Annotated in this window: 28 protein-coding genes; 16 read left to right on the top strand and 12 right to left on the bottom strand. The window is 65.9% G+C overall.

Going from position 1 to position 24,108, the window contains the following annotated elements; genetic code table 11:
* Positions 1-21: 21 nt before the first annotated feature.
* The 4 genes from CDE01S_RS06330 to CDE01S_RS06315 all read right to left on the bottom strand — a co-directional run bounded on the left by CDE01S_RS06330 (position 22) and on the right by CDE01S_RS06315 (position 4,784).
* Positions 22-1,230: a flagellin N-terminal helical domain-containing protein gene (locus CDE01S_RS06330; RefSeq protein ID WP_066705077.1), complete on the bottom strand. Its 1,209-nt coding sequence runs from the start codon at positions 1,228-1,230 to the stop codon at positions 22-24.
* Between the two features lie 193 nt (positions 1,231-1,423).
* Positions 1,424-2,188 carry a class II glutamine amidotransferase gene (locus CDE01S_RS06325; RefSeq protein WP_066705076.1) on the bottom strand — a complete coding sequence of 255 codons (765 nt, stop codon included), beginning with the start codon at positions 2,186-2,188 and terminating at the stop codon, positions 1,424-1,426.
* Between the two features lie 5 nt (positions 2,189-2,193).
* Complete coding sequence (locus CDE01S_RS06320; protein WP_066705152.1) at positions 2,194-3,630, bottom strand: DHA2 family efflux MFS transporter permease subunit; 1,437 nt, start codon at positions 3,628-3,630, stop codon at positions 2,194-2,196.
* 23 nt (positions 3,631-3,653) lie between these two features.
* Complete coding sequence (locus CDE01S_RS06315; protein WP_066705075.1) at positions 3,654-4,784, bottom strand: cation diffusion facilitator family transporter; 1,131 nt, start codon at positions 4,782-4,784, stop codon at positions 3,654-3,656.
* A 109-nt stretch (positions 4,785-4,893) separates the two neighbouring features.
* Here CDE01S_RS06315 and CDE01S_RS06310 point away from each other — a divergent pair, with 109 nt between their 5' ends.
* Positions 4,894-5,199, top strand: a complete 306-nt coding sequence (locus tag CDE01S_RS06310; protein WP_157077057.1) for a c-type cytochrome — start codon at positions 4,894-4,896, stop codon at positions 5,197-5,199.
* 3 nt (positions 5,200-5,202) lie between these two features.
* Here the strand turns inward: CDE01S_RS06310 and CDE01S_RS06305 are convergent, their stop codons facing one another.
* A complete protein-coding gene (locus tag CDE01S_RS06305; RefSeq protein ID WP_066705073.1) occupies positions 5,203-5,427 on the bottom strand; it encodes a cysteine-rich CWC family protein in 225 nt (74 codons plus the stop codon).
* A gap of 99 nt (positions 5,428-5,526) precedes the next feature.
* Between CDE01S_RS06305 and CDE01S_RS06300 the strand changes: the two genes are divergently transcribed.
* From CDE01S_RS06300 to yihG, 5 genes are all read left to right on the top strand, one after another.
* Complete coding sequence (locus tag CDE01S_RS06300) at positions 5,527-7,059, top strand: glycosyltransferase family 39 protein (RefSeq protein WP_066705072.1); 1,533 nt, start codon at positions 5,527-5,529, stop codon at positions 7,057-7,059.
* Between the two features lie 21 nt (positions 7,060-7,080).
* A complete protein-coding gene (locus CDE01S_RS06295) occupies positions 7,081-7,875 on the top strand; it encodes a phosphatase PAP2 family protein (protein ID WP_066705070.1) in 795 nt (264 codons plus the stop codon).
* Positions 7,876-7,899: 24 nt separating this feature from the next.
* Positions 7,900-8,586, top strand: a complete 687-nt coding sequence (locus CDE01S_RS06290; protein ID WP_066705068.1) for a glutathione S-transferase family protein — start codon at positions 7,900-7,902, stop codon at positions 8,584-8,586.
* A gap of 14 nt (positions 8,587-8,600) precedes the next feature.
* A complete protein-coding gene (locus CDE01S_RS06285) occupies positions 8,601-9,029 on the top strand; it encodes a DUF1810 domain-containing protein (RefSeq protein ID WP_066705066.1) in 429 nt (142 codons plus the stop codon).
* A gap of 165 nt (positions 9,030-9,194) precedes the next feature.
* Complete coding sequence (gene yihG, locus CDE01S_RS06280) at positions 9,195-10,091, top strand: 1-acylglycerol-3-phosphate O-acyltransferase, YihG family (protein WP_066705065.1); 897 nt, start codon at positions 9,195-9,197, stop codon at positions 10,089-10,091.
* Positions 10,092-10,142: 51 nt separating this feature from the next.
* On the opposite strand, the gene CDE01S_RS06275 is transcribed toward yihG, so the two are convergent.
* The 4 genes from CDE01S_RS06275 to CDE01S_RS06260 all read right to left on the bottom strand — a co-directional run bounded on the left by CDE01S_RS06275 (position 10,143) and on the right by CDE01S_RS06260 (position 13,256).
* Positions 10,143-10,427 (bottom strand): VF530 family protein, encoded by a 285-nt coding sequence (locus CDE01S_RS06275; RefSeq protein WP_066705062.1) that lies wholly within the window; start codon positions 10,425-10,427, stop codon positions 10,143-10,145.
* Between the two features lie 40 nt (positions 10,428-10,467).
* Entirely contained in the window at positions 10,468-11,136 is a 669-nt protein-coding gene (locus tag CDE01S_RS06270; protein ID WP_066705150.1) for a ProQ/FINO family protein, read from the bottom strand.
* 62 nt (positions 11,137-11,198) lie between these two features.
* Positions 11,199-12,398, bottom strand: a complete 1,200-nt coding sequence (locus CDE01S_RS06265; protein ID WP_084382779.1) for a polysaccharide pyruvyl transferase family protein — start codon at positions 12,396-12,398, stop codon at positions 11,199-11,201.
* Between the two features lie 63 nt (positions 12,399-12,461).
* Complete coding sequence (locus tag CDE01S_RS06260) at positions 12,462-13,256, bottom strand: DeoR/GlpR family DNA-binding transcription regulator (protein WP_066705054.1); 795 nt, start codon at positions 13,254-13,256, stop codon at positions 12,462-12,464.
* Positions 13,257-13,371: 115 nt separating this feature from the next.
* Between CDE01S_RS06260 and CDE01S_RS06255 the strand changes: the two genes are divergently transcribed.
* The 9 genes from CDE01S_RS06255 (at position 13,372) to CDE01S_RS18440 (ending at position 20,776) form a co-directional block, all read left to right on the top strand.
* Positions 13,372-14,088 (top strand): HAD family hydrolase, encoded by a 717-nt coding sequence (locus tag CDE01S_RS06255; RefSeq protein WP_066705053.1) that lies wholly within the window; start codon positions 13,372-13,374, stop codon positions 14,086-14,088.
* Positions 14,081-15,244: an ABC transporter ATP-binding protein gene (locus CDE01S_RS06250; protein WP_066705052.1), complete on the top strand. Its 1,164-nt coding sequence runs from the start codon at positions 14,081-14,083 to the stop codon at positions 15,242-15,244. The genes CDE01S_RS06255 and CDE01S_RS06250 overlap by 8 nt, the downstream gene beginning before the upstream one ends.
* 16 nt (positions 15,245-15,260) lie before the next feature.
* Positions 15,261-16,133 (top strand): carbohydrate ABC transporter permease, encoded by an 873-nt coding sequence (locus CDE01S_RS06245; RefSeq protein ID WP_066705051.1) that lies wholly within the window; start codon positions 15,261-15,263, stop codon positions 16,131-16,133.
* A 10-nt stretch (positions 16,134-16,143) separates the two neighbouring features.
* Positions 16,144-16,989: a carbohydrate ABC transporter permease gene (locus tag CDE01S_RS06240; protein ID WP_066705049.1), complete on the top strand. Its 846-nt coding sequence runs from the start codon at positions 16,144-16,146 to the stop codon at positions 16,987-16,989.
* A gap of 57 nt (positions 16,990-17,046) precedes the next feature.
* A complete protein-coding gene (locus tag CDE01S_RS06235; protein ID WP_066705047.1) occupies positions 17,047-18,309 on the top strand; it encodes an ABC transporter substrate-binding protein in 1,263 nt (420 codons plus the stop codon).
* Positions 18,310-18,326: 17 nt separating this feature from the next.
* Positions 18,327-19,118: a phosphodiesterase gene (locus tag CDE01S_RS06230; protein ID WP_066705045.1), complete on the top strand. Its 792-nt coding sequence runs from the start codon at positions 18,327-18,329 to the stop codon at positions 19,116-19,118.
* Between the two features lie 197 nt (positions 19,119-19,315).
* The gene (locus tag CDE01S_RS06225) at positions 19,316-19,591 is read left to right on the top strand and encodes a KTSC domain-containing protein (protein WP_066705043.1); all 276 of its coding nucleotides are present in this window, start codon (positions 19,316-19,318) and stop codon (positions 19,589-19,591) included.
* 206 nt (positions 19,592-19,797) lie between these two features.
* The gene (locus CDE01S_RS06220; protein WP_066705041.1) at positions 19,798-20,214 is read left to right on the top strand and encodes a GFA family protein; all 417 of its coding nucleotides are present in this window, start codon (positions 19,798-19,800) and stop codon (positions 20,212-20,214) included.
* Between the two features lie 361 nt (positions 20,215-20,575).
* Complete coding sequence (locus CDE01S_RS18440; RefSeq protein ID WP_157077056.1) at positions 20,576-20,776, top strand: hypothetical protein; 201 nt, start codon at positions 20,576-20,578, stop codon at positions 20,774-20,776.
* 123 nt (positions 20,777-20,899) lie between these two features.
* On the opposite strand, the gene CDE01S_RS06215 is transcribed toward CDE01S_RS18440, so the two are convergent.
* From CDE01S_RS06215 to CDE01S_RS06205, 3 genes are all read right to left on the bottom strand, one after another.
* Positions 20,900-21,736, bottom strand: a complete 837-nt coding sequence (locus CDE01S_RS06215; RefSeq protein WP_066705039.1) for an NAD-dependent protein deacetylase — start codon at positions 21,734-21,736, stop codon at positions 20,900-20,902.
* 44 nt (positions 21,737-21,780) lie between these two features.
* Positions 21,781-22,389 (bottom strand): class I SAM-dependent methyltransferase, encoded by a 609-nt coding sequence (locus tag CDE01S_RS06210; protein WP_066705034.1) that lies wholly within the window; start codon positions 22,387-22,389, stop codon positions 21,781-21,783.
* 72 nt (positions 22,390-22,461) lie between these two features.
* Positions 22,462-23,385, bottom strand: coding sequence for a LysR family transcriptional regulator (locus tag CDE01S_RS06205; protein ID WP_066705032.1), 924 nt, complete (start codon positions 23,383-23,385; stop codon positions 22,462-22,464).
* Between the two features lie 186 nt (positions 23,386-23,571).
* Here CDE01S_RS06205 and CDE01S_RS06200 point away from each other — a divergent pair, with 186 nt between their 5' ends.
* Positions 23,572-23,943: a RidA family protein gene (locus tag CDE01S_RS06200; protein WP_245636119.1), complete on the top strand. Its 372-nt coding sequence runs from the start codon at positions 23,572-23,574 to the stop codon at positions 23,941-23,943.
* Positions 23,944-24,108 lie beyond the last annotated feature (165 nt).

Raw genomic sequence — 24,108 nt, 5'->3', positions numbered from 1 at the left:
CGCGTCGACGACTTCTGCCGTCTAGCGCAACAGGGCCAGCACGCCCTGCGGCAACTGGTTGGCCTGGGCCACCATGGCGGTGCCGGCCTGCTGCAGGATCTGCGTGCGCGACAGGTTGGAGGTTTCCGTGGCGAAATCAGCATCCATGATGCGGCCGCGCGACGCGTTGGTGTTCTCCACCATGATGCCGATGTTGCCGATTGCGCTCTCGAAACGGCTCTGCACGGCACCCAGCTTGGCGCGCGCGCTGTTGACCTGGTCGATGGCCGAGTCGAACATCTTGAGGGCATACCAGGCGCCGGCCTGCTGGCCCCACACGTCGTTGACGTCGTCAATGCTGTCCAGGCCAACCTGCGTTCCAGCCGTTGCGGTGGTGCCCGTCGCCAGTCCGGTACTGGCAGCGGTCCAACTTCCAGTCAAGGTGAAGTCGCCCACGACGCCACTGTTGTTCTTGGCGGCCGACATCAGGTTCAGGCTGTAGGCTCCGTTAGCAGTCTTCTCTAGATAAGCCGTGACGCCGGTGTCGGCCGTCTTGCGGTTGACGGCCTCGACCACCTGTCCCAGACGTTCTTCACCGCTCGATGCTGCATCGATGGCGTCCAGGCTGTAGGTCTGGCCGCCGGTGACAGAGATTTGCAGTGTGCCGGACGCAATCGCCGCCAACGAGTTAACGCTGCTGGCGTAGGTGCTGACACCCTGGGCGGTGTAATTGACACTGCCCAGTTGGGCAGACGTGCTGTTGGTTAACGCGCCGACCGTGATGTTGTCGCCCGAGTTGGCGCCTACCTGGAACACGGCACCGGCGAAGGAGCCGTCCAGAACCTTCTGGCCGTTGAAGGTGGTGGTTTTGGCCACGCGGTCGATCTCGCTGCGCAGCTGCTTCATTTCCGCGTTGAGTGCCGTGCGGTCGGAGGCGCTGTTGGAGGCGTTGGCGGACTGTACGGCCAGTTCACGCATGCGTTGCAGCATGTCACCCACCTTGCCCAGGGCGCCTTCCGCGGTCTGGGCCAACGAGATGCCGTCGTTGGCATTGCGTGCGGCAACGCTCAAGCCCTTGGACTGCACGCTCATGCGTTCGGCAATCGCCAGGCCGGCGGCGTCATCCTTGGCGCTGTTGACGCGCAGGCCAGACGACAGGCGCTGCATCGACGCGCCAAGGGAACTGGCCGAGGCCGACAGGTTGCGTTGCGCGTTCAGCGATGCAATATTGGTGTTGATGGATGTGCTCATGTTCTTCTGCTCCCGAGGTCGCGGTTCAAAGTGCTTTCTGCAGCACTCCTATGACCATATCGGGCGCATGGGCGTGAGACTTGATGCCAGGTTGCGCCGATGGCACCTGGCGACGCGAGGAAAAGCGGGGTGAATCACCCGCAATTCGAGCGATTGGCCTGGAGGCCCGCCGCGGGCCGGTGTCAGAGCCTCTTCAGGCTGCAGGCGCGCCGTCGACAAACACCCGCAGCTCGCCGGGGGCGAAGGGCGTCCACACCTCATCCGTGGTCAGTGGCGCCGTCACCACCACGGCCACCCGGTCGCCCGGAGCGGCGTGCTCGGCAAAGTTGACGCTCAGGTCCTCGTCGCGCAGCGTGGCACTGCCGAAGGGGTGCTGGCGCACCACGTGCCAGAGCTGGGTGGAGGCATGGGCCCACAGTGCCTCACCGTTGCTGAGCAGGAAGTTGAAGGTGCCGTGTTTGGCGATCTGTGGCGCCAGCTCGCGCAACGTCAGCGTCAGCTCCGCCACGCTGGGCACGTCGGCATGCGACTTGGCGAGCTCCTGCAGCAGCCAGCAGAAGGCCTGTTCGCTGTCGGTGTTGCCGACCGGGTGGAAGCTGCCATGCAGCCGCGGGGCAAAGTTCTTCAGGTCGCCGTTGTGCGCGAACACCCAGTAGCGTCCCCACAGCTCACGCACGAAGGGGTGGCAGTTTTCCAGCGTCACCGCGCCTTGCGTCGCCTTGCGGATGTGGGAGATGACGTTGCGGCTCTTGATCGGGTAGTGCCGGATCAGCTCGGCCACCGGCGAGGCGCAGGCGGATTGGTGGTCGACAAAGTGGCGCAGGCCCTTGTCCTCGAAAAAGGCGATGCCCCAGCCGTCGCCATGGGGGTCGGTTCGGCCGCCGCGCTCGGCAAAGCCGGCAAAGCTGAACATCACGTCGGTCGGCACATTGCAGTTCATGCCCAGCAGCTGACACATGGCGGCTACTCCTCTTTGCGTTTTTCAGGCTGGCGCAGGCGCCAGGCCGCCAGCACGGCCAGGGCGCACACCAGCGCCAGCAGGACAAAGGTCTCGTCAAAGGCGGCCAGCCGTGCCGCGCTGGGTGCGGCGGCGGTGTCCTGTGCGCCGTGTGCAGCCATGCGCCACTGCAGGATGATGCCGCACAGGCTCACGCCCGCGGCGCCACCCAGCATGCGCAGGAAATTGATGGTGCTGGAAGCCTGGGAGATCAGCCGGTGCTCCAGCCCCTGCATGGCACCGTTGTTGAGCGAGGGCAGGATGAAACCGAGTCCGATGCGCCCCAGGATGGTCCAGGCCACCAGCACCCAGAGTGCGGCATGCAGGCCGATGGTGGCCATCAGCGCAAAGGAGGCCGCCAGCAGCAGCACGCCGAGGCTGATCATCAGATGGACGGGGATGCGGTCGGACAGGCGGCCGGCCAGCGGAATGGTGACGGCCAGCACGATGCCGGCCGGCAGCATGATGGTGCCGACCAGTGCTGGCGACAGGCCTTGCCCCATCTGGATGTAGAGCGGCAACAGGTAGGTGGAGCCGAACAGCGCGGTGCCGTAGATGAAGGCAACCAGGCTGCCCATGGCAAACGGCCGGTGCTTGAACAGATCCATGTGCATCAGCGGCGTGCCGCCGTGGTGCGCCTGGCGTTTTTGCCACCAGACAAACCACAGCACGCACAGCAGAGCCGCCCCCAGCAGCATGAAGGCGGAGGCATGGGCGTTGCCGTGCAATTCGACCAGACCGTTGAGCAGGCACAGCGTGCCCACGGTGCACAGCAGCAGGCCTTGCCAGTCCAGCCGCGAATTGCGGCGGTCCGGCACCACGCCGCCGGGCGCATTGGTCGGCACATAGCGGTAGGCCAGCCAGAGCGAGGCCAGGCAAAAGGGCGCGACCATGAAGAAGATTGAGCGCCAGCCGAACCATTCCACCAGCAGGCCGCCGATGCTGGGGCCCAATGCCGGGGCCAGCACCACTCCCATGCCGAAGATGCCGCCGGCGCGGCCGCGTTCGTGCGGCTGGAAGGCGCGGATGATGATGATGGCCGGGATCGGTTGCACGATGCCGGCGGCCAGGCCTTCCACCACGCGCGCGACCAGCACCAGGCCGAAGTGGTTGGCCAGGCCGCCGCCCACGCCGCCGGCCAGCAGCATCAGCGTCGAGAGCACATAGGTCTGGCGGTAGCCGAAGCTGTTCAGCAGCCAGGGGGTGGTCAGCATCGCCACGGTGGAGGCCACCATGAAGCCGGAACTGACCCAGTGCGCCCGCTCCTGCCCCAGCGCGAAGTGGTGGCTCATGTCAGGAATCGCCACGTTGACGATGGTGGACGACATGATGGAGGCCATGGTGCCGATCATCACCGCCAGCAGCAACAGCCAACGATAGCGCTCGCCGTAACGCGCCCGCATGTCAGCCAGGGTGGCGGGGTGATTCACGCGTGATCTTCCGGTGTGGCACAGCGCAGGGTGACGCGGCGTACGCGTGTCGTGTGCTTCAGGGTGTCGAACAAGGTCTGCTGCAGTCGGGCCAGTTGGTCTGGCAGCACGGTGTCCTGCAGTTCGGCCTCCACCTCCAGCCCGCTGTCCAGGTAGTGCAGCTGCAGCGTGGCCGGCGTCTGCACAACCTGTTGCACCAGCGCCTGTACTTGCGTGCGCGGCGGCAGCGCCAGCAGCCGGTCCAGATGGCGCACGGTGCCGGGGTCGATGTGCACCGTGCACTCGGCCACGCGGTGCTCGGTCTTGACCCGTGCGCTGATGGTCTCCGCAATGTAGTGGCCCTCGGAGACCGAGAGGTGCGTGTCGACCTCGATGTGCACGTCGATCACCGCCCAGTCGCCCATGCGCCGGGTGCGCAGGCCATGCTGGTCGCGCACGCCGTCGACCGACAGAATCGTCTGGCGGATGCGCTCGATCTCCTCCGGGTCGAGCGCGTGATCGGTCAGGCCGTGGAAGGCTTCGACCGAGAACTCCCAGCCCGCCTTGGAAATCATGAAGCCGACGATGATGGCCGCCACGGCGTCCATGCTGTGGTAGCCCATCAGGTTGGCGCCGATGCCTACCGCCACCACCAGCGAGGAGGCAGCGTCGGCACGCGCATGCCAGGCGTTGGCGATCAGCAGCGAGGACTTGAGCCGCTCGCCGATGCGGCGCATGTAGCGGAACAGCCCTTCCTTGGCGACCAGGGTCAACGCGGCGGTGGCCAGCGCGATCGGGTGCACCGCGTCCATGCCGACGCCGGCATGCAGCTTGACGCCGGCGCTCCACACCATGCCGATGCCGGTGGCCAGCAGGATCAGGCCGATGGCCAGCGAGGCCGCAGTCTCGAAGCGGGCGTGGCCGTACTGGTGGGTCTCGTCGGCCTCGGCATGCGAGTGGCGCGCGGCGAACAGCACCACGCCATCGGCCACCAGGTCGGACAGGGAATGGATGCCGTCGGCAATCAGCGCCTGCGAACGGGCAAAAAAGCCGATGGTCACCTGGGCCGAGGCCAGAAAAATATTGACCCAGACGCTGACCCAGGTCGAGCGCAGGGCCTGTCGTTGTTCTTCGTTCGAGCGGATCATAGAAGTGTCATGTCGGCGGCCTGAACACGGATGCTAGCAGGCATGTGCCACTGTTGCCGCCGTGGTGTCCGCTTGTGTCTGCCTTTGTGCACAGGCAAGATGGCTCGCCATGAAGTGCCGAACGGTTCTGTTGTCCTGCCTGATGTGGCTGCCCGCGCTGTCGCAGGCCAACGCGCAGCTGGCGCTGGAAAAAGGTTGTTTCGGCTGTCACGGCGAGCCACCGCGTCGCGGTGCGCCCACATTTCCCCAGCTGGCGACCGGTTATGCCAAGTACCGTGGGCAGCCCGATGCGCCGCACAAGCTGGCCGACAAGCTGCGTGAAGGCAGCCTGTTCGGCCACATCGCGGCGCATGAACGCATCAGCCCGTATGAATGCGAGCTGTTGATGCGCTGGATCATCGACGGCGCCCGATAGGCGTCAAGCTGGGTCGGAAGCTGCGGCGCAGGCCTGGCAGATGCAGGCGCGCTGCTGTGCGTCGGCTGGCACGCGTGCCAGCAGTTCGGCATCGAAAGTCACACCGGTGCACCAGCAGGGCGGCTGCGCCATGCCGGTCTCGCGCTGCACTTCCATGGCGCAGCGGTTGGGCTGGCCGCACAGCGGGCAGCGGCTGGGGTCGATGGCGGTGGGACTCTGTTCTGGCATGACGAGCAGTTTAGCCCTCACGGCCGGAGCCGGATTGGCGCCTCGTTTAGACTTGGCGCTCTTTGCTTTTTCCGGTCTGCGCCGTGCAGGCCTTGCCCTGTGCCCACCCACGCTTTTTCCCGTCTGCCGCCTGTTCTGCTGGCCCTGTTGTCAGGCCATGCCCTGGTGCATTTCGGCCTGGGCTGGGTGCTGGGGCTGTCGGGTGACGAAGCCCACTACGCCTTGTACGCGGCGCATCCGGCACTGAGTTACTACGACCACCCGCCGCTGGTGGGCTGGGTGCAATGGCCGCTGGTGGCGCTGGGGGCACCCGATGGTCTGCTGCGCCTGCTGCCCGAGGCCTTGTGGCTGGCCACTGCGCTTTTCATCTACGGCATTGCCCGCCGTCTGCAGGGGCCGCTGCCGGCCGGCAGCACGGCGGCCAGCGCCGATGCCGGCTGGTGGGCCGTGCTGGCCTACAGCCTGGCACCGGTGCTGCACGTGTTGGGCATCGGCCTCTTGCCTGACACACTCTTGATGTTCTTCACCGCCGCCATCCTGTGGCAGACCCTGCGCATGCTGGATGCGGCCGAGGTGCAGCGCCTGCCGGCCTGGCTGCTGCTCGGTGGCCTGCTGGGGCTGGCCGGGCTGGCCAAGTACACCGCCATCTTCGCGGCCCTGCCGGTGGCGGCCTGCCTGCTTGCCGCCCACGGTCTGCGCCTGTTGCGCCGGCCGGCACCCTGGCTGGCGCTGGGTTTGGCCGTGTTGCTGGTGCTGCCGGTTTTCATCTGGAACGCGCAGAACGGTTGGATCTCGTTCGCCTACCAACTGCATCACGGCGCTGGCAGCCACTGGCAGTGGCAGCAGCTGGCCGGCTTTCTGCTGGCGCAGGTGCTGCTCTACCCGCTGTTGCTGTGGGGCGCCTTCGGCCTGCGCCGCACGGTGCTGGGCGGGGTCGGTCTGCCGCGGTCGCAGGCCTGGCTGCTGAGCTTTTTTGCCCTGCCGTTTGCGGTGCTGGCCTACCTGTCGGGGGGCGGCTCCAGCCTGCCGCACTGGACGGCACCCGCCTGGGTGGCGCTGGCGCCGTTTGCCGGCGTCGGCCTGGCCGCGCTGTGGGCAGCAGGCCGCCAACGCCTGATCTGGGTGCTGGCCGGCTTGCAGGCCTTTTTCACGCTGGCGTTGTATGTGCTCATGCTGATGGCAGGGCCGACCTGGCTGCAGGCCGAAGCGCCCGGCAGCACCGAGGCCGAAACCATCAACCCCTTCACTGACTTCTATGGCTGGGATGCTGCCGGCGCGAAAGCACAACAGCTGGCGCGCGAGCAGCAAACCACCCGTCTGGTCGTGCAGAACTGGACCCTGGCCAGCCGCCTGGCCTGGTATGCGCGGCCGTTGCCGGTGCATGTGATCGCGCCCGGCTTTGACCAGTTCAGCCTGTGGTCGGGCGAGCTGCCCGTGGGGGCGGACGCCGTGCTGCTGGACTGGTCGCAGATGGCCTACCGCCTGCCAGTGGGCGAGGGCCAGTTCCAGCGCTGCGAGCCGCTCGACAGCTTGGCCGTGGCGCGCACCGGCCGGCCGGTGGCGCGCTTCAGCTTCTACCATTGCCGTGGCTGGGGTGGCCGCCCGGCACCGCGCCGGATCGACGAACCCTGAGCGCCCACCAGGCCTGATGCCATGACAACAGATTCCATCACTGTCGCACCCCGTATTGCACCCTGGCACTGGGGGCTGCCCCTGCTGGTGGCCGTGGTGACGGCGCCGCTGTGGCTCGGCCTTTATGAGCCCACGGTGTTCTACTTTTTGAACCGCCAGTTCGCCGTGTTGCCGGACATCGTCTGGTCGCTGCTGTCGCTCTTCGGCACCGGCTGGGCCGTGTATGCCGTGACCGCGCCCTCGTTGTGGCGCGCGCCACGCATCATCCTGTCGTGGCTGTGCGCCGCGCCGCTGGCCGGGGCGCTGACGCGCGTGGGCAAGATGATGGCCGACAACCCGCGCCCGCTCGAAGTGCTGGGGCCGCAGGGCATCAACGTGATCGGCGAGCCACTCTACATTGCGGCCATGCCGTCCGGCCACAGCATGACGGCCTTTGCCGCTGCCAGCGCCATCTACTTCTCGCTCGCGCCGCAAGGGCGCCGGCGCCTGCTCTGGCTGTTTGCGCTCGCCTTCGGTGTGGCCTGTTCGCGTGTGGCGGTGGGCGCGCACTGGCCGGCCGACGCTTCCATCGGGGCGGTGGCCGGTCTGTTCAGCGGCCTCACCGGTGCCTGGCTGGCGGCCCGCATTCCCGAGCGGCAGCTGCGGCCGCAGAGCTGGCTGATGCGTGGCGTGGCGCTGTTCGGTCTGTATTGCCTGTATGTGCTGCTGACCGACGAGATGGGCTTCGCCATCAACCTGCCTTACCAGTACGTGCTGGGCGCTTTCCTGGCGGTCTGCCTGGCGCTGTTCGCCCGCCGCAGCCTGCAGGCCCGCTAAGAACAACGACCGGAGACCCCGCGCATGATCCTCTACGACCTGGTGAACGCCCGCAAGACCCACTTCAGCCCCAACTCCTGGCGCGTGCGCATGGCGCTGGCCCACAAGGGCCTGGCCTACGAGGTGCGCGATGTGCTGTTCGGCGACATTCCCAGCATCAACGCCGGTGGCGACAAGCTGACCATTCCCACCATTGCGCACAACGGCCGGCTGGTGACCGACAGCTGGGACATCGTGCGCTACCTGGACGAAACCTTCCCGCAGACGCCGCGCCTGATCGCGCCCGGCGCCGACGGCCAGGTGCTCAAGTTCTTCCAGTACTGGGTGCAGACCACCATCCACGGCGGCATCGCACGGATGATTCTGCGCGACCTGTACGACCGCCTGGACCCGGCCGACCAGCCTTACTTCCGCGCCTCGCGCGAGAAGATGTACAAGCAGACGCTGGAGGCCTTGCAGGCCGGGCGCGAGGAGCGTGTGGACGCCTTCCGCAAATCGCTGCAGCCCATGCGCCTGTCGCTCGGCCACGGCCCGTTCGTTTGCGGCGAGCAGCCCGGCTACGCCGACTACCTGGCCTTCGGTGGCTTCCAGTGGGCGCGTATCAGCAGCCCGTTTCAACTGCTGGCCGAGGACGATGTGGTGCACGCCTGGTTCGAGCGTTGCCTCGACCTGTTCGACGGCGCCGGCCGCCGCGAAGCGCCCGCCGCCTGAGAGCACACCGCAGCATGGACCGCCTGCAACGTTTTCTCGATGCGCAGGCCCCGGTTTTTGGACAAGCCTGCGCCGAGCTGCAGGCCGGCTGCAAACAAAGCCACTGGATGTGGTTCATCTTTCCGCAGCTGCGCGGCCTGGGGCTGAGTGCCACCGCGCAGCACTACGGCCTTGCCTCGCGGCAGGAAGCGCTGGACTACTGGTTGCACCCGGTGCTCGGGCCACGCCTGAAGCACTGCATGGCCTTGCTGCTGGCGCACCGGGGCCTGAGCGCGCAGGCCATCTTCGGTTCGACTGACGCCATGAAGCTCCGGTCCTGCGCCACGCTGTTTGCGGCGGTGGCGCCGGAGGAGCCGGTATTCCAGCAGGTGCTTGACCAGTACTACGCCGGCACGCCTGACGGCCGGACGCTGACCCTCTTGCAGCAAGCCCCGGGGTTCTAAGTCAAATTGGCCTCTAGCGCTTGTTGTCTATGCGCCAGCAGCTATTAAAAACATAGCATATGAGCGGCGCCGGGTAATTCGTCAAATCCTGATCTGGCGCAGGACATCCGCCAGCGGGAGGCGCACAATAGAACATTGTTCTTGCCTGGGCGCCCTGTACCGACGATGCTTCGTTTTCTACCTCCTCTTGCCAAAGGCGTCATTGCCTTCCTGCTGCTGGTGCTCAACACGCTGTTCTGGTGTGTGCTGCTGTTCGCGTTGTCGCTGGTCAAACTGCTGCTGCCTTTCAAGGTGATCCGCCAGCGCATCGACCCGGCCCTCAACACCATTGCCACCGCCTGGATTGCCTGCAACAGCGGCTGGATGTGGCTCACGCAAAACACGGCCTGGGAAGTGCACGGTGTGGATGCGCTGCCGTACCGGGGCTGGTACCTTGTGAATTGCAACCACCAGTCCTGGGTCGACATCTTTGTGCTGCAGCACGTGCTGAACCGGCGCATTCCGCTGCTGAAGTTCTTCCTCAAGCAGCAGCTCATCTACGTGCCGGTGATCGGCCTGGCCTGGTGGGCGCTGGACTTTCCGTTCATGAAGCGGCACGGCAAGGCTGCCTTGCGCAAAAACCCGCGCCTGCGCGCACAGGACCGCGAGACCACCCGCCGCGCCTGCGAGAAGTTCGCCCTTGTGCCCACCAGCGTGATGAACTTTGCCGAAGGCACGCGCTTCACTGCCGCCAAGCACCGGAGCCAGTCATCACCCTACCGTCATCTGCTCAAGCCCAAGGCGGGCGCGCTGGCACTGGCACTCAACGCCATGGGGACGCAGTTCCACTCGATGATCGACGTGACCATCGTCTACCCCGACGGGGCACCCACGTTCTGGGAGTTCCTGTGCGGCAAGACGCCGCGCGTGATCCTGCAGGCGCAGCAACTGGCCATTCCGGCCGAGTTCTGCACCGGCGACTACGAAGGCGACTCCGAATTCCGCAGCCAGTTCCACCGTTGGCTGGCCGGCATCTGGGAAGAGAAAGACCAGCAGATCGAGCAGCTGCTGCACGGCCGCTGAGCCCACGGCGACCCTGACTTGCTGACGGCCACCCTCGGGTGGCCGTTGTCTTCAGCGCCCCGGTTTCGTCCGCGCCGCCGTGCGCTGGCGGTCGCGTTGCATGAAGAGGTAAAGCCCCTCCACCTTGTCACGTGCCCAGGGCGTCTTGCGCAGGAATTTGAGACTTGAAGTGACGCTGGGGTCGTGGCTGAAGCAGCGTACCGGGATGCGTTCGGCCAGACCGGGCCAGCCGTAATGCGCCACCAGCGCGGTCACGATGGCCTCCAGCGTCATGCCATGCAAGGGGTTGCGTGGCTGGGCCGGAGGCGGACTGGGCGGTGGCGATGAATCTTGCATGGACAGATTCTCGCACCGCACCCTGCCGCCGCGGGGCGCCTCAGTGCTGGCGGCGTCGGGCCAAGGCCGCGTTCACATCGCGCGGGTGCAGGCCATACATGTCGACAAACTTTTCCACCGTCTTGCCGCTGGCGTCAAAAGCGCGGCACAAGGCCTCCTGCCGTGCCAGCTTCTCGTCGCATTCGGCCAGTGCGTCTTCCAACAGGGCCAGCGCCTCGGGGTCGTTGGCCGGCACCTTGGCCAGGTACTCCTGGCGTGTCAGCCCCGACGTTTCAAAGGCAGCGATCAGCTGCGTGCGCAGTTTGGGTTTCAAGTCGTCCTTGCTGCGCGCCTGCCGGCGGCGGAACAATTCCACCAAAGACAGGTAGACATGCTCCGGCGCCACGGGTTCCACCGCCACGCCGTCCAGGCCATGCCGCTGTTTGCCGGCGGCCACGCTTTGCAGGTAGCGCGTGGAGCGCGTGTGCACTCCGAGCGCGGCCTTGAGGCTGTCGCGCTGGAAGTGTTCGGGGTGTTTGGCCAGCAGCTCCTGAAAGATGCCGAGCTTGAGCGGCAGGAACTCGGCACCAAACAGATGCGGGTACAGCTCGAACAGCTTTTCCAGAACAGGTTGCACGGCGCGGGTGCGCTCCGCACGGGTGGCCGGCGCCGGGGCTGGCGTGGGGGCGTTGGCTGGCGTCGGTTCGGCTGAAGGGGTGCTGGTTGTCATGAGGTTCATTGTGAGGTCAACCCGCTATTTTCCCATCTTGCTCCGCCGGCCGCGACACCGGTTCATGCCAACTGGGCGCGCAGTGCCTCAAAGCCGCGCCGGTACTGCGCGGCCAGCCGCTCGGCCGTGTCCTGCAACGCGCTGGAAGGCAGCGCCAGGGCCTGCTGCATTGCAGCCGCCAAGTGCTGCACGTCCACGGTGGTGGGCACGTTCGCATCCTCCCAGGTGGCCGCGAAGGCCGCCTGCTTGGCAGCCTGCTGCATTGATGTCGGTGGCCGCAGGTTGATGCGCGGCAGGGCATAGGCCATGGCCACGATGCGGCCGTGCAGGCTGCTGCCGCAATAGCCGCGACTGTAGGCAATCAGGGCGCAGAGGTCCCAGATGTTGAGCGACTCGGCCACCTGCACCGCCGCTGTGCGCATGCGCGCGGCGACGCGCTGCAGGCAAGCCAAGTCGTCATGCCAGGGCGCAGCGCCGGCACGAAACAGCACCACGCCAAGACCGGTGGCCGCAGCTACCTGGTCGAGTTGCTGGGCCATGGTGGTGAGCGTGGCGTCGTCGCCGAAGTCGGCGCTGAACTGCACGGCAAGATAGCCCTGCGGGAACGTGCGCAACACCTGTGCCATCTCGCCACCGGCTGCGTGCTGACGTATCCGTGCGTCAAACAGCTCGGCCACCATCACCGCCGGGTCGGGCAGCAGATGCGCGGTGATGCCCGCTGCCGCCAGATGCGCCAGGGTCTGGCCATCGCGCACGCTCACTGCATCCGCCGCCTGCAGGTTGGCCAGTACCTCGGCACGCAGCGCCGGTTCACATGTGTCCAGCTGCACGCCACCCGCCGCGAGATAGGCCACCCGTGTCAGCGCGGGAAAAAGCGAGCGCGACAGCGTGTAGGGCGCCAGCGCCGCGCTGCCCACCATGCGCTGCACCCAGGCCGCCTGCTCCAGCGGCCGGGCTTCCAGGTAAGCGAGGGTGGCTTGCAGTTCGTCCGGTGGCAGCAGCATCACGGCCGCCTGCCAGGCGCTGCAGCTGAGGATTTCGCCCCCGACGTGGATCAGCGTGGCCGGGTGAGCATCCCAATCGGCAGCCAACTGCGTCAGGGCCTGGACCTGATGGCCGCCGTCGGCGCGCAGGTCTCGGTTGGCCAGGCCGGCGAACACCAGTTCCTGCCCCGGCAGCAGCGCCGCCGCGATGTGCGCCAACAGCAGGTCGCCGAAGTTGTGGCGGTCGAAGGCACCGAACAGGATGATGGGCCGTGTCATGGCCGCATCGTAGGTCATGGCATGCAAAAGCGCCGCCACAGTGGCGCGCGCGTCGGCGCGAAACTAGGCGGCTTCTTCTGGGGAGGCCAGCAAGACCTCGATACCAAGGGCTTCCAGTGCCTGGCGTGTTGCGGGCGCAATGCCGGTATCGGTCACGACCCGGGTGACACGGTTCATTTCACAGATGCGGAAGATCGCCTGCGAGTTGAACTTGGATGAATCGACGAGCACGTTGACGGTCTGGGCAGCCTCGATGAAGGCGCGGTTCATCGCGGCTTCTTCCGGCGACAGCATGCCGATGCCGGCCGGCGAGATGCCGTGCACGCCGAGGAACGCGGCCCGCACCGTGATGTCGTCGAAGCTGCCCGGCGCCGGCCGGCTGACCGAGGTCATCTTCCTGAAGTCCACCATGCCCGGCAGCAGGTAGACCGCGGCGTTCTGGCTGCGTGCGAACTCCATGGCCACTGTCAGGCCGTTGGTGACAACGTGCAGGTTCTGGTGGCCGCGCAGCGCCTCGGCCAGGTGGCGCGAGGTGGTGCCGCCGTTGACCAGGATGCAGTCGCCGTCCGACACCAGTTGCGCCGCCAGTTCCGCAATGGCGCGTTTTTCACGGAACTGCTCGCGCTCGCGCTCGGCGTAGCTGATGCTCTCGTAACGCGCCCAGCCCTCGGCAATCACCTCACCGGAGACAGCGCCGCCGCGCGTGCGCTCCAGCAGGCCGCGTTCCTGCAGCTCGATCAGGTCGCGCCGGATGGTGATGGGCGAGGTCTGGAAACGCTGTGCCAGGGCATTGACTTCGACGATGCCGCCGCCCTGGACGAGGGCGACGATTTCCTTGTGGCGTGCGGCTTTGAGCATGGGCGGCGGGGCAGTTCAGACGGTCAGATCGGGCCGTGCAAGGCCCGGGCGTACGGCCACTATAGATTCAGGCTGAGTCATCAAAATGACACCTTCTGTTCATAACATGGCTAATATGAACAGAAACGATCATATCCGAGCAGTCGTCTTCGATGTCGATGGCACGCTGCTCGACACCCTGCCTTCCCTGGCCGCGGCGGCCAATGAGGTGCTGGCCGAAGCCGGGCTGCGCACGGTGCCGGCGGACCGGTTGCGGCCGGCGCTCAGCGAGGGATTGGGGCCGATGTTCCAACACGCGCTGGCATTGCAGGCCGAGGCGGCCGCGGCCGAGCAGGCCAGCGCCCTGGAGGCCAGCTACTTCACCCGTTATGCGCAGCACTGGCTGGCCCAGGCCACGCCTTACGCCGGTGTGCCGGCCCTGCTGGCGGAACTCAAGTCGCAGGGCCTGCTGCTTGGCCTGTGCAGCAACCGCGACCGGCCTTCCATTGAAGCCCTGCTGGCCTGCACCGGGCTCGACATCGGTTTCGATGCCGTGGTCGGGCTGGGTGATGCTGCGCGGCCCAAGCCGGCGGCCGACCCGCTGCTGCGCGTGCTGCAGCAGCTCGATGTGCCGGCCGCGCAGGTGCTGTTCGTCGGTGACTCGGCCATGGATGCACGCTGCGCCGAAGCCGCCGGCGTGCGTTTCGCGGCCCACCGCGCGGGCTACGCCGGCCAGCCGGCCGACCTGCTGCCCCAGGTGACGGGCTTCGACCACTACGACACGTTCACTCCCTGGCTGCTCGGCCAGCTGTCCAACGTCCTGACCTCTTCTCCGGAGAACTGCCATGCCTGACATCCACATCCACGGCCTGAGCAAACAGTTCGGCGCCACCCACGTGCTCAAGGGCCTGGACCTCACCGTGCGCGACGGCGAGTTCCTCACCCTGCTCGGCTCCTCGGGCTGCGGCAAGTCCACCCTGCTGCGCCTGATCGCCGGCCTGGACCAGCCCGACGCCGGTACCCTGCACCTCGGCGAGCGGGACCTGTTGCCGCTGTCGCCCGGCGAACGCGACTGCGCCATGGTGTTCCAAAGTTACGCCCTCTACCCGCACATGACGGTGGGCGAAAACATCTGCACGCCGCTGCTGATGCGCGGCCTGAACTTCTGGCAGCGCCTGCCGGGCATGCGCTGGCTGCTGCCGGCGGTACGGCGCCAGCATGCCGCGGCCGAGGCCAGCGCACGCAAGGTGGCGCAGAGCCTGGGCATCGACGCGTTGTGGGGGCGCAAGCCGGCGCAGCTCTCGGGTGGCCAGCGTCAGCGCGTGGCCTTGGCGCGCGCCATGGTGCGGCACCCGGCGGTGTTCCTGTTCGACGAGCCACTGTCCAACCTCGACGCCAACCTGCGCCAGGCCCTGCGCGCCGAGATCCGGCAACTGCACGACCAGCTCGGCGTCACCTTCATCTACGTCACGCACGACCAGCACGAGGCCATGTCCATGTCCGACCGTGTGGCCGTCATGCGCGAAGGCCGTGTGCTGCAGCTCGGCACGCCGGACGAGATCTACCGCCAGCCGGCGCACGTGGAGGTGGCGCGTTTCGTTGGCGCACCACGCATCAACCTGCTGCCGGCCGAAATTCGCGGCGCCGGCATCTGGGTGCAGGGCCAACAGATCGGTCATGTGCCGCCGGGCCAGGAGGGCGCAGCCTGCCAGGTCGGCTTCCGGCCGCAGCTGGGCCTGCAGGATGATGACAAGGGGCTGGCGCTGCAGGGTCGCATCAGCGGCGTGGAATACACCGGTGCCGAACTGATCGTCACCGTGCAGCTGACGCAAACCCAGGCCCAAGCGCAGGAGCAGGTGGTCTTCTGCCTGCCGGCGCAGCAAGCCGGGCTGCGCGTGGGGGAGCCACTGCAGGCCTGGGTGCCGTTGGCCCAGCTGCACGTGTTCGGCGCCGACGGCCAGCGTCTGGCGTTCGAGCCGCTGTCAACGCAGCTGGACGCAGCGGCCTGAAGGCACGGGGCTGACCATGCGCGTGCATCCGCTCAATACCCTGCTGCTGCTGTCACCGGCCACGGTGCTGCTGCTTGTGTTCCTGCTCGGGCCGGTGGCCGTCGTCGCCATGCTGTCGCTGACCGACTGGCAGTTCGGCGCCGCCACGCTGAACTGGGTCGGCCTGGCCAACTATGCCGAACTCTGGAGCGACCCGGTGTTCCGCCAGTCGCTCGCCAACACGCTGCTCTACCTCGTGCTGGTGACTGCCGGTGCCGTGGCCATCGGCCTGGGGACGGCGCTGCTGATCGAATCCGACACCCAGCTGCGCGGCTTCTACCGCACCGCCTTCTTCATGCCGGTGGCATCGACGCTGATTGCCATGGCCGTGGTCTGGCAATTCCTGCTGCACCCGAGCGCCGGGCTGGTGAACCACATGCTGCAGTGGGTCGGCCTGCAGCCGCAGGACTGGCTCAACAACCGCCGGCTGGCGCTGTACTCGCTGGCGGCCATTGGCGTGTGGCAGATGGCCGGGCTGGCGATGGTGCTTTTTCTTGCCGGCCTCAAGAGCATTCCGCAGGACGTGCGCGACGCGGCGGCGCTCGACGGCGTGACGCACCCGTGCGAGCGTTTCCGCCGCATCACCTGGCCGCTGCTCGGGCCAACCACGCTGTTCGTCGTCACCGTCTGCGCCATCCGCGCACTGCAGGTGTTCGACACCGTGCACGTGCTCACGCGCGGCGGTCCCAACAAGTCGACCGAGGTGCTGCTGCACACCATCTACGCCGAAGGCTTCGGCTTCTTCCGCATGGGCTACGCCAGCGCCATGACGGTGGTGTTCATCGCCGGCATCTTCTTCCTGACCCAGGTGCAGCACAGCGCCATGGAACGCAAGACCCACTACGCCTGAAGAACGCCCGATGATGCTCACCTTCTCCGCACGCACCTTCCTCTTCCGCGCGCTGCGCCACCTGCTGCTGATGGCGGGTGCGCTGGTCTTCTTGGCGCCCTTCATCTGGATGGTGCTGACCTCCCTCAAGCCGATGGACGAGGTGTTCACGCGCGAACTGACGTTGTTGCCCACGCGGCTGGCGCTGGTGGAGAACTACACCGAGGCGCTGACGCGTGTGCCCCTGCTGCGTTACCTGTGGAACGGCCTGCTGGTCTGTACCGCCATCCTGGTGCTGCAGATCGTGGTGCTGCTGCCGGCGGCCTACGCCTTTGCCAAGCTGCAGTTCCGCGGCAAGACCTGGGCCTGGCGCCTGGTGCTGCTGGCGCTGATGATCCCGCACCAGGCCACGGCCATTCCGACCTATGTGATGCTGCACCACCTGGGCATGCTGAACACCATGTCGGCGTTGATCGTGCCGTTTTCCATCTCGGCCTTCGGCATCTTCCTGATGCGCCAGTTCTTCCGCACCGTGCCGGACGACCTGGTGCACGCCGCGCGCCTGGACGGCATGAGCGAGTTCGAGCTGGTCTGGCGTGTGATGTTGCCCACTGCCGTGCCGGCGCTGTTTGCCTTCGCCATCTTCTCGGTCGTCTGGCACTGGAACGATTACTTCTGGCCGCTGCTGGTGATCTCCTCCCCCGAGCTGGCCACGCCGCCGCTGGGCACCATGTTCTTCCGCAACGAGGAGGCCGGCATCAACTACGGCCCGCTCATGGCCGGCACCGTGCTCATCACGGCACCGCTGCTGCTGCTGTTCATCGCGGCCCAGAAGCGCTTCATCGAAGGCGTGACGCTGACCGGCGTCAAAGGCTGATCTTTCCTCTTTCCGTTTCCCTTTCTTTCTCCCTTCATCCATCAAGGAGTGCATCCCATGAAACGAGTTGTCCTGAAATCCATCGCAGCCGGCGTGCTGCTGGCTTGCGGCTGGGCGCATGCGCAGCAGCCGCTGGAAATCGTCGTGGACTACCCCTACCCGGAAATCTTCAAGGACGTGCACGAGAAGATCGCCAAGGACTTCATGGCGAAGTACCCGCAGTACAAGGTGGTCTTCCGTGCGTCCACGCCGGGCTACGAGGAAGCTACGCAGCAGGCGCTGCGCCAGGCGGTTACCAACCAGTTGCCCGACGTGTCTTACCAGGGCCTGAACCGCCAGCGCGTGTTCGTCGACCGCGGCATTGCCGTCGACATGACTCCGCTCATCCAGGCCGAGAAGGACTGGGGCAAGATGGGTTACGACAAGGCGCTGCTCTCGCTGGGCCAGATCGGCAGCAAGCAGGTCGGTATCGGCTTCTCGCTCTCCACCCCCATCGTCTACTTCAATGCCGACCTGGTGCGCAAGGCCGGCGTCACTCCCGAGCAGTTCCCCGCCACCTGGGACGGCATCGTCGAGGTAGCGAAGAAAGCCAAGGCCGCCAACCCCGGCACCCACAGCCTGCACATGGACTGGGAGATCACCGGCAACTGGATGTGGCAGGCACTGGTCTTCTCCAACGGCGGCACCATGCTGACGCCGGACGAGAAGAAGGTGGCTTTCGACAGTGCTGCCGGCAAGACCGCCATGCAGACCTTCGCCAAGGCCGTGAACGAAGGCGAGATGCGCAACATCTCCTTCAGCAACGCCAACCAGGACTTCATCACCGGCAATCTGGCCGTGCTGGTCACCTCCACCTCGCGCCTGGGGCTGACCACCAAGCAGGTCGGCAAGCGCTTTGACCTGCGCACCGCGCGCATGCCGATCGAGAAGAACGGCCGCCTGCCCGCCGGCGGCAATGTGGCAATGCTGTTCGCCAAGGACCCGGCCAAGCAGAAAGCCGCCTGGGAATACATCAAGTTCGCCACCGGCCCGCAGGGCGCCACCGTCATGGTCAAGGGCACCGGCTACTTCCCGGCCAACGCCCTGCCGGCCAACGACCCGGCCCTGCTCAAGCCCTTCTACGAGCAGAACCCCAATTACCTCACCGCCATCAAGCAGCTGCCGGTGCTGACCGGCTGGTATGCCTTCCCGGGTGAGAGCGGCCTGAAGATCACCGACGTCATCAAGGACCACATCCAGACCGTGGTGGCCAAGGACGTGGCCCCGGACAAGGCGCTGGCCACCATGACGCGCGACGTGCAGGCCCTGCTACCGCGCTGAAGAGGAGAGACCGCATCGTGTTCAAGTTCATCCACATCACCGACACGCACCTGGTGGCGCAGGGGCAGGCGCTCTACGGGCTCGACCCGTACCGCCGCCTGGCCCGCTGCATCGACAGCGTGATCGCAGAGCATGGCGACGCCGCGCTGTGCGTTGTCACCGGCGACCTGGCCGACACCGGCCACCCGGACGCCTACCGCCAGCTCGCGCAGCAGCTCGGCCGCCTGCCCATGCCGGTGTTTCCCATCCTGGGCAACCACGACAGCCGCGAGCGCTTTCGCGAGCACTTCCCGCAGGTGCCGGTGGACGCCAACGGCTTCGTGCAGTACGAGGTGGCCATCGGTGGCTACCGCGGCCTCTTCCTCGACACCAACGAACCCGGCGTGAGCCACGGCGTGCTGTGCGAACAGCGCGCGCAGTGGCTGGCCGAGCGGCTGGCGCAGAGCGACGAGCCGGTGCTGCTTTTCATGCACCACCCGGCCTTCGCGCTCGGCATCCCGTCCATGGACCGCATCGCCCTGCTCGACCCCGCACCGCTGCGGCGCGCCCTGCAGGGGCAGGAGCACCGCATCCGCCACCTGTTCTTCGGCCACGTGCACCGGCCCATCTTCGGCTCCTGGCTCGGCATCCCGTACTCCACGTTGCGCGGCACCAACCACCAGGTGGCGCTGCGGCTGGACGACACGCCCAAGATCGGTGGCAGCCACGAGCCGCCACAGTACGGCGTGGTGCTGCTGGGTGAAGACACGGTCACCGTCCACGTGCACGACTTCCTCGACCGCAGCGAACGCTTCTGGCTCGGCGAGTAAGGCGGGGCATCGGCGCTGCGGCTCCGTGCTGGTTGGGGCGGCCAAGACGGCACCTGTGGGTGCTGTCTTTTTCCAAGTCAAATCGGTCGTTTGGGCTTTTTAAATAAGCGCCACCAGCTATCAAAACAGGAGCGGCTCTGGGATGTGCGACGATCCGGCAGGGCCCGCCCCGTCGCGAGCTCCCTTCGGAGCCCAACATGCAGAGCAAGACCTTCACCAACGGGCGCATCCGCCGCGCCGACTACGACGCCAGCACCCAGCAGCTCGAGCTGCACTGGGACGACAAGACGGTGCGCGCCTACAAGCACGTGCCGCAGGAAGTGTTTCGCCGTCTGTGCAGCGCGCCGTATCCCACCACCTATTGGGAAGACCGCATTGCGGAGGAGTATCCGAAGGGCACGCCGATGAGCAAGAACACGGGTGCGGAAGATGCGGCTCAGAAGTTCCGGGATCTGTTTGGCGGCGGGGAATGAGGCCTCGCGATTCAGCCGGCACGCGCGTTCCTGCGGTTGGCAGGGTCGGTGATGTCATCACGAAGGCCGGAGGCTGGCGGCATTTCAGCTATAAATCAGGCACTCGACAACAAAGCGGGCGGCCGGCATGAGGTCGCCGGTTCCAGGCGTTCCGTACTTCGCGGTCCGCATCACGTCGGGCGGCCATCCGCCCTCATGGAGTTGCAATGTCCATCAAATCCGTCGGCGGCGTAGCCGTCCAACCCAAGCACCGGCTGTCCTGCCACTGCGGCGCCGTCGTACTGGAACTCAGCCTGCCGGACGGTATCGTTGATCCGCGTCGCTGCAACTGCTCCATCTGCCGCCGCAAGGGCGCCATCGTCGGTTCCGTGCCGCTTGACGGCATCCGCGTGGTACAGGGTGAGCAGGCATTGCGGCTCTACCAGTTCAACACCAAGGTCGCCAGGCACTACTTCTGTGGCGTCTGCGGCATCTACACCCATCACCAGCGGCGCTCCAACCCTCAACAGTACGGCTACAACGTCGGCTGCCTGGAGGGCATCGACCCCTACCTGCTGCCGCACGTCCCCACCAACGACGGCGTCAACCATCCCGCGGATCGGGTGCCGCCGAAGGCGACCTGAGCCTACGCTGGACTCGGGGGCGGAGGCTGCGGCGCAGAGGTTTCGGGATTTGCTTGGTGGTGACAAAGGTTTGTCGCTGACCGGTTGAATCCGCCGCCACTAGCCGACATTGCCAATTCTTCCCAAAACGGTTGCTCAATGAGCCTCATGGCGAATGAACCTGCTATGCGCTGGCAACGCCAGCCGGCCGTTACATCGCGGGGTTCCGTCGGTTGTTATGAGCTTGGGTCTCCGATATGTTCATTCAACGAAATTCTTCAAATAAAACAACCGCTTGGCTTGCAGCAAGGGAGGCGCTAGCGAACATCCGTCCATGCTATTCTGCGTTTTTGCTGCCTGTATCACGTTACGCCCTCGCAACATGCGCACACCAATCGCCCTCATTTTTGTCTCTCTACTTTTGGCAGCCTGCTCGTCACAGCAGCTCTACGCCACAGGCCGCAATGCACAGCGCACCGAGTGCATGAAACAAGCTGATGGCGACGCACGTGACCGTTGCCTCAAGGACGCCGGGATGTCCCACGATGCTTATCAAAAAGAAGTCGATGCAGCGCGCAAGTAGGCACATCGCTAATCCTTCGCTGGAGCCGACTCGCACCTTAGCTCAAACGTTGAACGTCTGTTCTTCTTGACGCTGACAGACCGCCAGCGCTAGCTGACGGTCGATCAACAACAAGAGGCCGTCTTACGCCGCAGGCTCGATGGCATGCAACGAAGCAAGCGCGGCTAGTGCGCGGCCTACGTCCGCTTCCAATTTGAGACCCAAGACAGAATCTGCTCGCGTCCGTCCCCGGTTCACCGCGACTACCGGCTTGCCCGCCTTCACCGCTTCCTCTACAAAGCGGTAACCCGAATACACCATCAAGGACGAGCCAGCCACGAGCACGGCATCGGCCTGCGCCAGTGCCTCACGCACCGCCGCCACGCGCTCGCGCGGCACGCTCTCACCAAAGAACACCACGTCCGGCTTGAGCACGCCACCGCAGTGCGGGCAGGCGGGCACGTCGAAGGTGGCGAAGTCGAGGTCCTCTAGGTCGGCGTCGCCATCGGGCAGGCTGTGTGCGTCCAGCGCCAGCCAGGCTGGGTTACGCGCCATCAGTTCCTCCTGCAGTGCGCGGCGCGGGCTGCGGGTGCCGCAGCCGAGGCAACAGACGGTGTCGATGCGGCCGTGCAGGTCCACCACCTTGCTGCTGCCAGCGGCTTGGTGCAGGCCGTCGACGTTCTGCGTCACCAGCTGCACGATGCGGCCGGCACGCTCCAGCTGCGCCAGCGCGTGGTGCGCGGCGGTGGGTTGCGCACCGGCCATGGTGGGCCAGCCCAGCATGCTGCGTGCCCAGTAGCGTTGGCGTGCCAGCATGTCGCCCACAAACACTGGGTAGCGCATCGGCTCACGACGTTTCCAGGCGCCGTGTTCGTCGCGGTAGTCGGGGATGCCGGCAGCGGTGCTGCACCCGGCACCAGTGATGACCAGCAGGCGCGGGTGCTGGTGCACGAAGTCGATCAAGGGTTGCAGGCCGTCCATGCGAGGATTGTGCGGACTTCCGGGTGCGCGTGCAGTGGCGCGGCTCAGCGCGCGTCTAGGCACTCCAGTTCAAACAGCGGCACTTCGGCCTGGTGGCTCAGCCACAGACCACCACCCAGCGCCTTGAACCCCTCGGCCAGACCGCGCCGGTACAGCTGGGCGCGGTGACGGAACAGGCGCGGGTCGGTCAGCGTTTCGTCGATGGTGTCGCGCTCGTAGTCTTCGCGTGTCACGGCTTCCAAGTACAGCGCGCCCCGGCTCAGTGTGCCCAGGTTGTGCAGCGCCAGCTTGAGGTCCGCCGCACTCAGGTAGGGCAGCACACCCTGGCAGATCACCAGGTCGAACGGCTCGGTGCTCCGGTAGTCCACCACCGAGCCGCGCTCCCAGCCGTAGCGCGTGCACAGGAACTCGCTGTACTCCACGCCGTGGTAGGCCGCGTCGGGGAAGTGACGGGCAATGATGTCGCGCCACAGCCCGATGCCGCAGCCCACGTCGAGCACGCGCCGCACGGGCACGCGCAGGTACTGCAGGTAGCTGCACACAAAGGCGCCCAGCCGCTCCATGTGCGCGGGGTCGACCACGCTGGTTTTCTTGTCGAAGTAGTAGCGCTGGTAGTAGGCCTCGTCGAACCACTGGTCACTGGCAGATTGCACACTCGTTCCTTGTTGTCGCTGTACCCCACCGCGGGGCGCCAGTGGGGAGTATGAACCAGGGAGATCGCGCGTTCAGCCTGCTCGGCTGGCGACAGGCGCGTGTCGTGCCAGCAAATCAACGACCCAATCGATAAAGACCCGCAGCTTCACACTCACATGCCGGTTCGGCGGGAATGCCAGGTACACCGGCATGGCGTCCAGCTGCCAATCGTCAAACAGCGGCACCAATTCAGCCCGCGCCAGATGGGGCCGGGCCATGTAATGAGGGAGACAGAGCACGCCGATGCCAGCGACACCTGCCGCAAGGTAGGCATTGCCATCGTCCACCGAGAGAGCATGGTGCCCTTGGACATGGATGCTTTCATCGCCACGACGAAGGGGATAAGACAAGGGTTTGCCGGTGCGAGACGACAGGAAGCCGACGAGACGGTGCTGAGGCGCCTCTAGTTCCGAAGGGTGCGAGGGGGTCCCAGCCTGTTCAAGATAGCCTGGCGCCGCATAGACCCCGAGGCGAAGGTCGCCCACATGGCGTGCGATGAGGGATTGCTCGGTGGGCACCCCGCCCCGAATCACGCAATCGACGTTGTCGCCAATCAGGTCAACCAGGCGGTCACTGACGCCCATTTCTACCTGGATGTCTGGGTAACGCGCGTGGAATTCCGGGAATGCAGGCACCAACAGCATCCGCGCCAGCGGGCTTGGCACATCCACGCGTAACCGTCCTCTGGGCGCGGCGGCAGCACTGGACAGGCTCGTCTCGGCGTCGTCCAGGTCGATCAGCAGGCGCACCGCCCGCTCGTAGTAGGCCGCGCCATCGGCTGTGACGTGAACTTGGCGTGTGGTGCGGTTGAGCAACTTGACGCGCAGGCGTGCTTCGAGCTGCTGCACAAGCTGCGTCACCGTGGTCTTGCTCATGTGCAAGGTCTGCGCTGCCTTGGTGAAACTGCCAGAGTCCACCACGCGCACAAAAGCCTGCATCGCATCAAAACGATCCATATCGACTCCCTGTTTTCCAAAGATTGTTTGGAAATCTCAAATAGTGATTGTGCGACTTGCCTGTTTATCCCTGCGCCTTAGCCTCCTAAAGTCGGGTCGAGCTACTGAGTTCATCCATCCCAACCCATCCTTGAAAAGGTATTCCATGACAGTGCGCGATGTTGTTTCCCGGCCGGGCGCCAGGCGTTGTACGAAAAGAACCGCTACTCACCAGCGATCCGATCCAATGGTTTTCTGTTTGTCTCAGGCCAAGTGGGCAGCCGGCCGGATGGTTCACCGGAGCCCGACCTGGAGAAGCAGGTCCGCCTCGCGTTCGAGAATCTCAACGCCATCCTGTCTTCCGCAGGGTGTACCTTCAACGACGTGGTTGACGTTACCGTCTTCATGGTGGACCCCGAAGCCCACCTCGAGAAGGCTTGGGGCGTCGTGTCCGAATACTGGGGCGATGCCCCGCATCCCACGCTCACGGGCGTGGGTGTGACCTGGCTTTCCGGCTTTCAATTCGAGATCAAGGTGATCGCGCGGCTCCCGGAAGCTGCTGCGCATTCAGCGGCTTAGCCAAGACGAAGGCTGTACGTGCCGTCACGCGCATGCGCTCGTGTTCCGACGTTTGGCACGTGCTCCAGACCCCAATGAAAACGGCACCCGAAGGTGCCGTTTTTTATAAGCCAAATTGGCCTTTAGCCCTTGCCCGTCATGCGCAGGCAGCTATCAAACCAATAG

The sequence above is a fragment of the Curvibacter delicatus NBRC 14919 genome, assembly GCF_001592265.1.
Lineage (GTDB): Bacteria > Pseudomonadota > Gammaproteobacteria > Burkholderiales > Burkholderiaceae_C > Hylemonella > Hylemonella delicata.
Note: the sequence above shows the minus strand (reverse complement) of the source record. Positions and strands in the feature narration are given on the sequence as shown.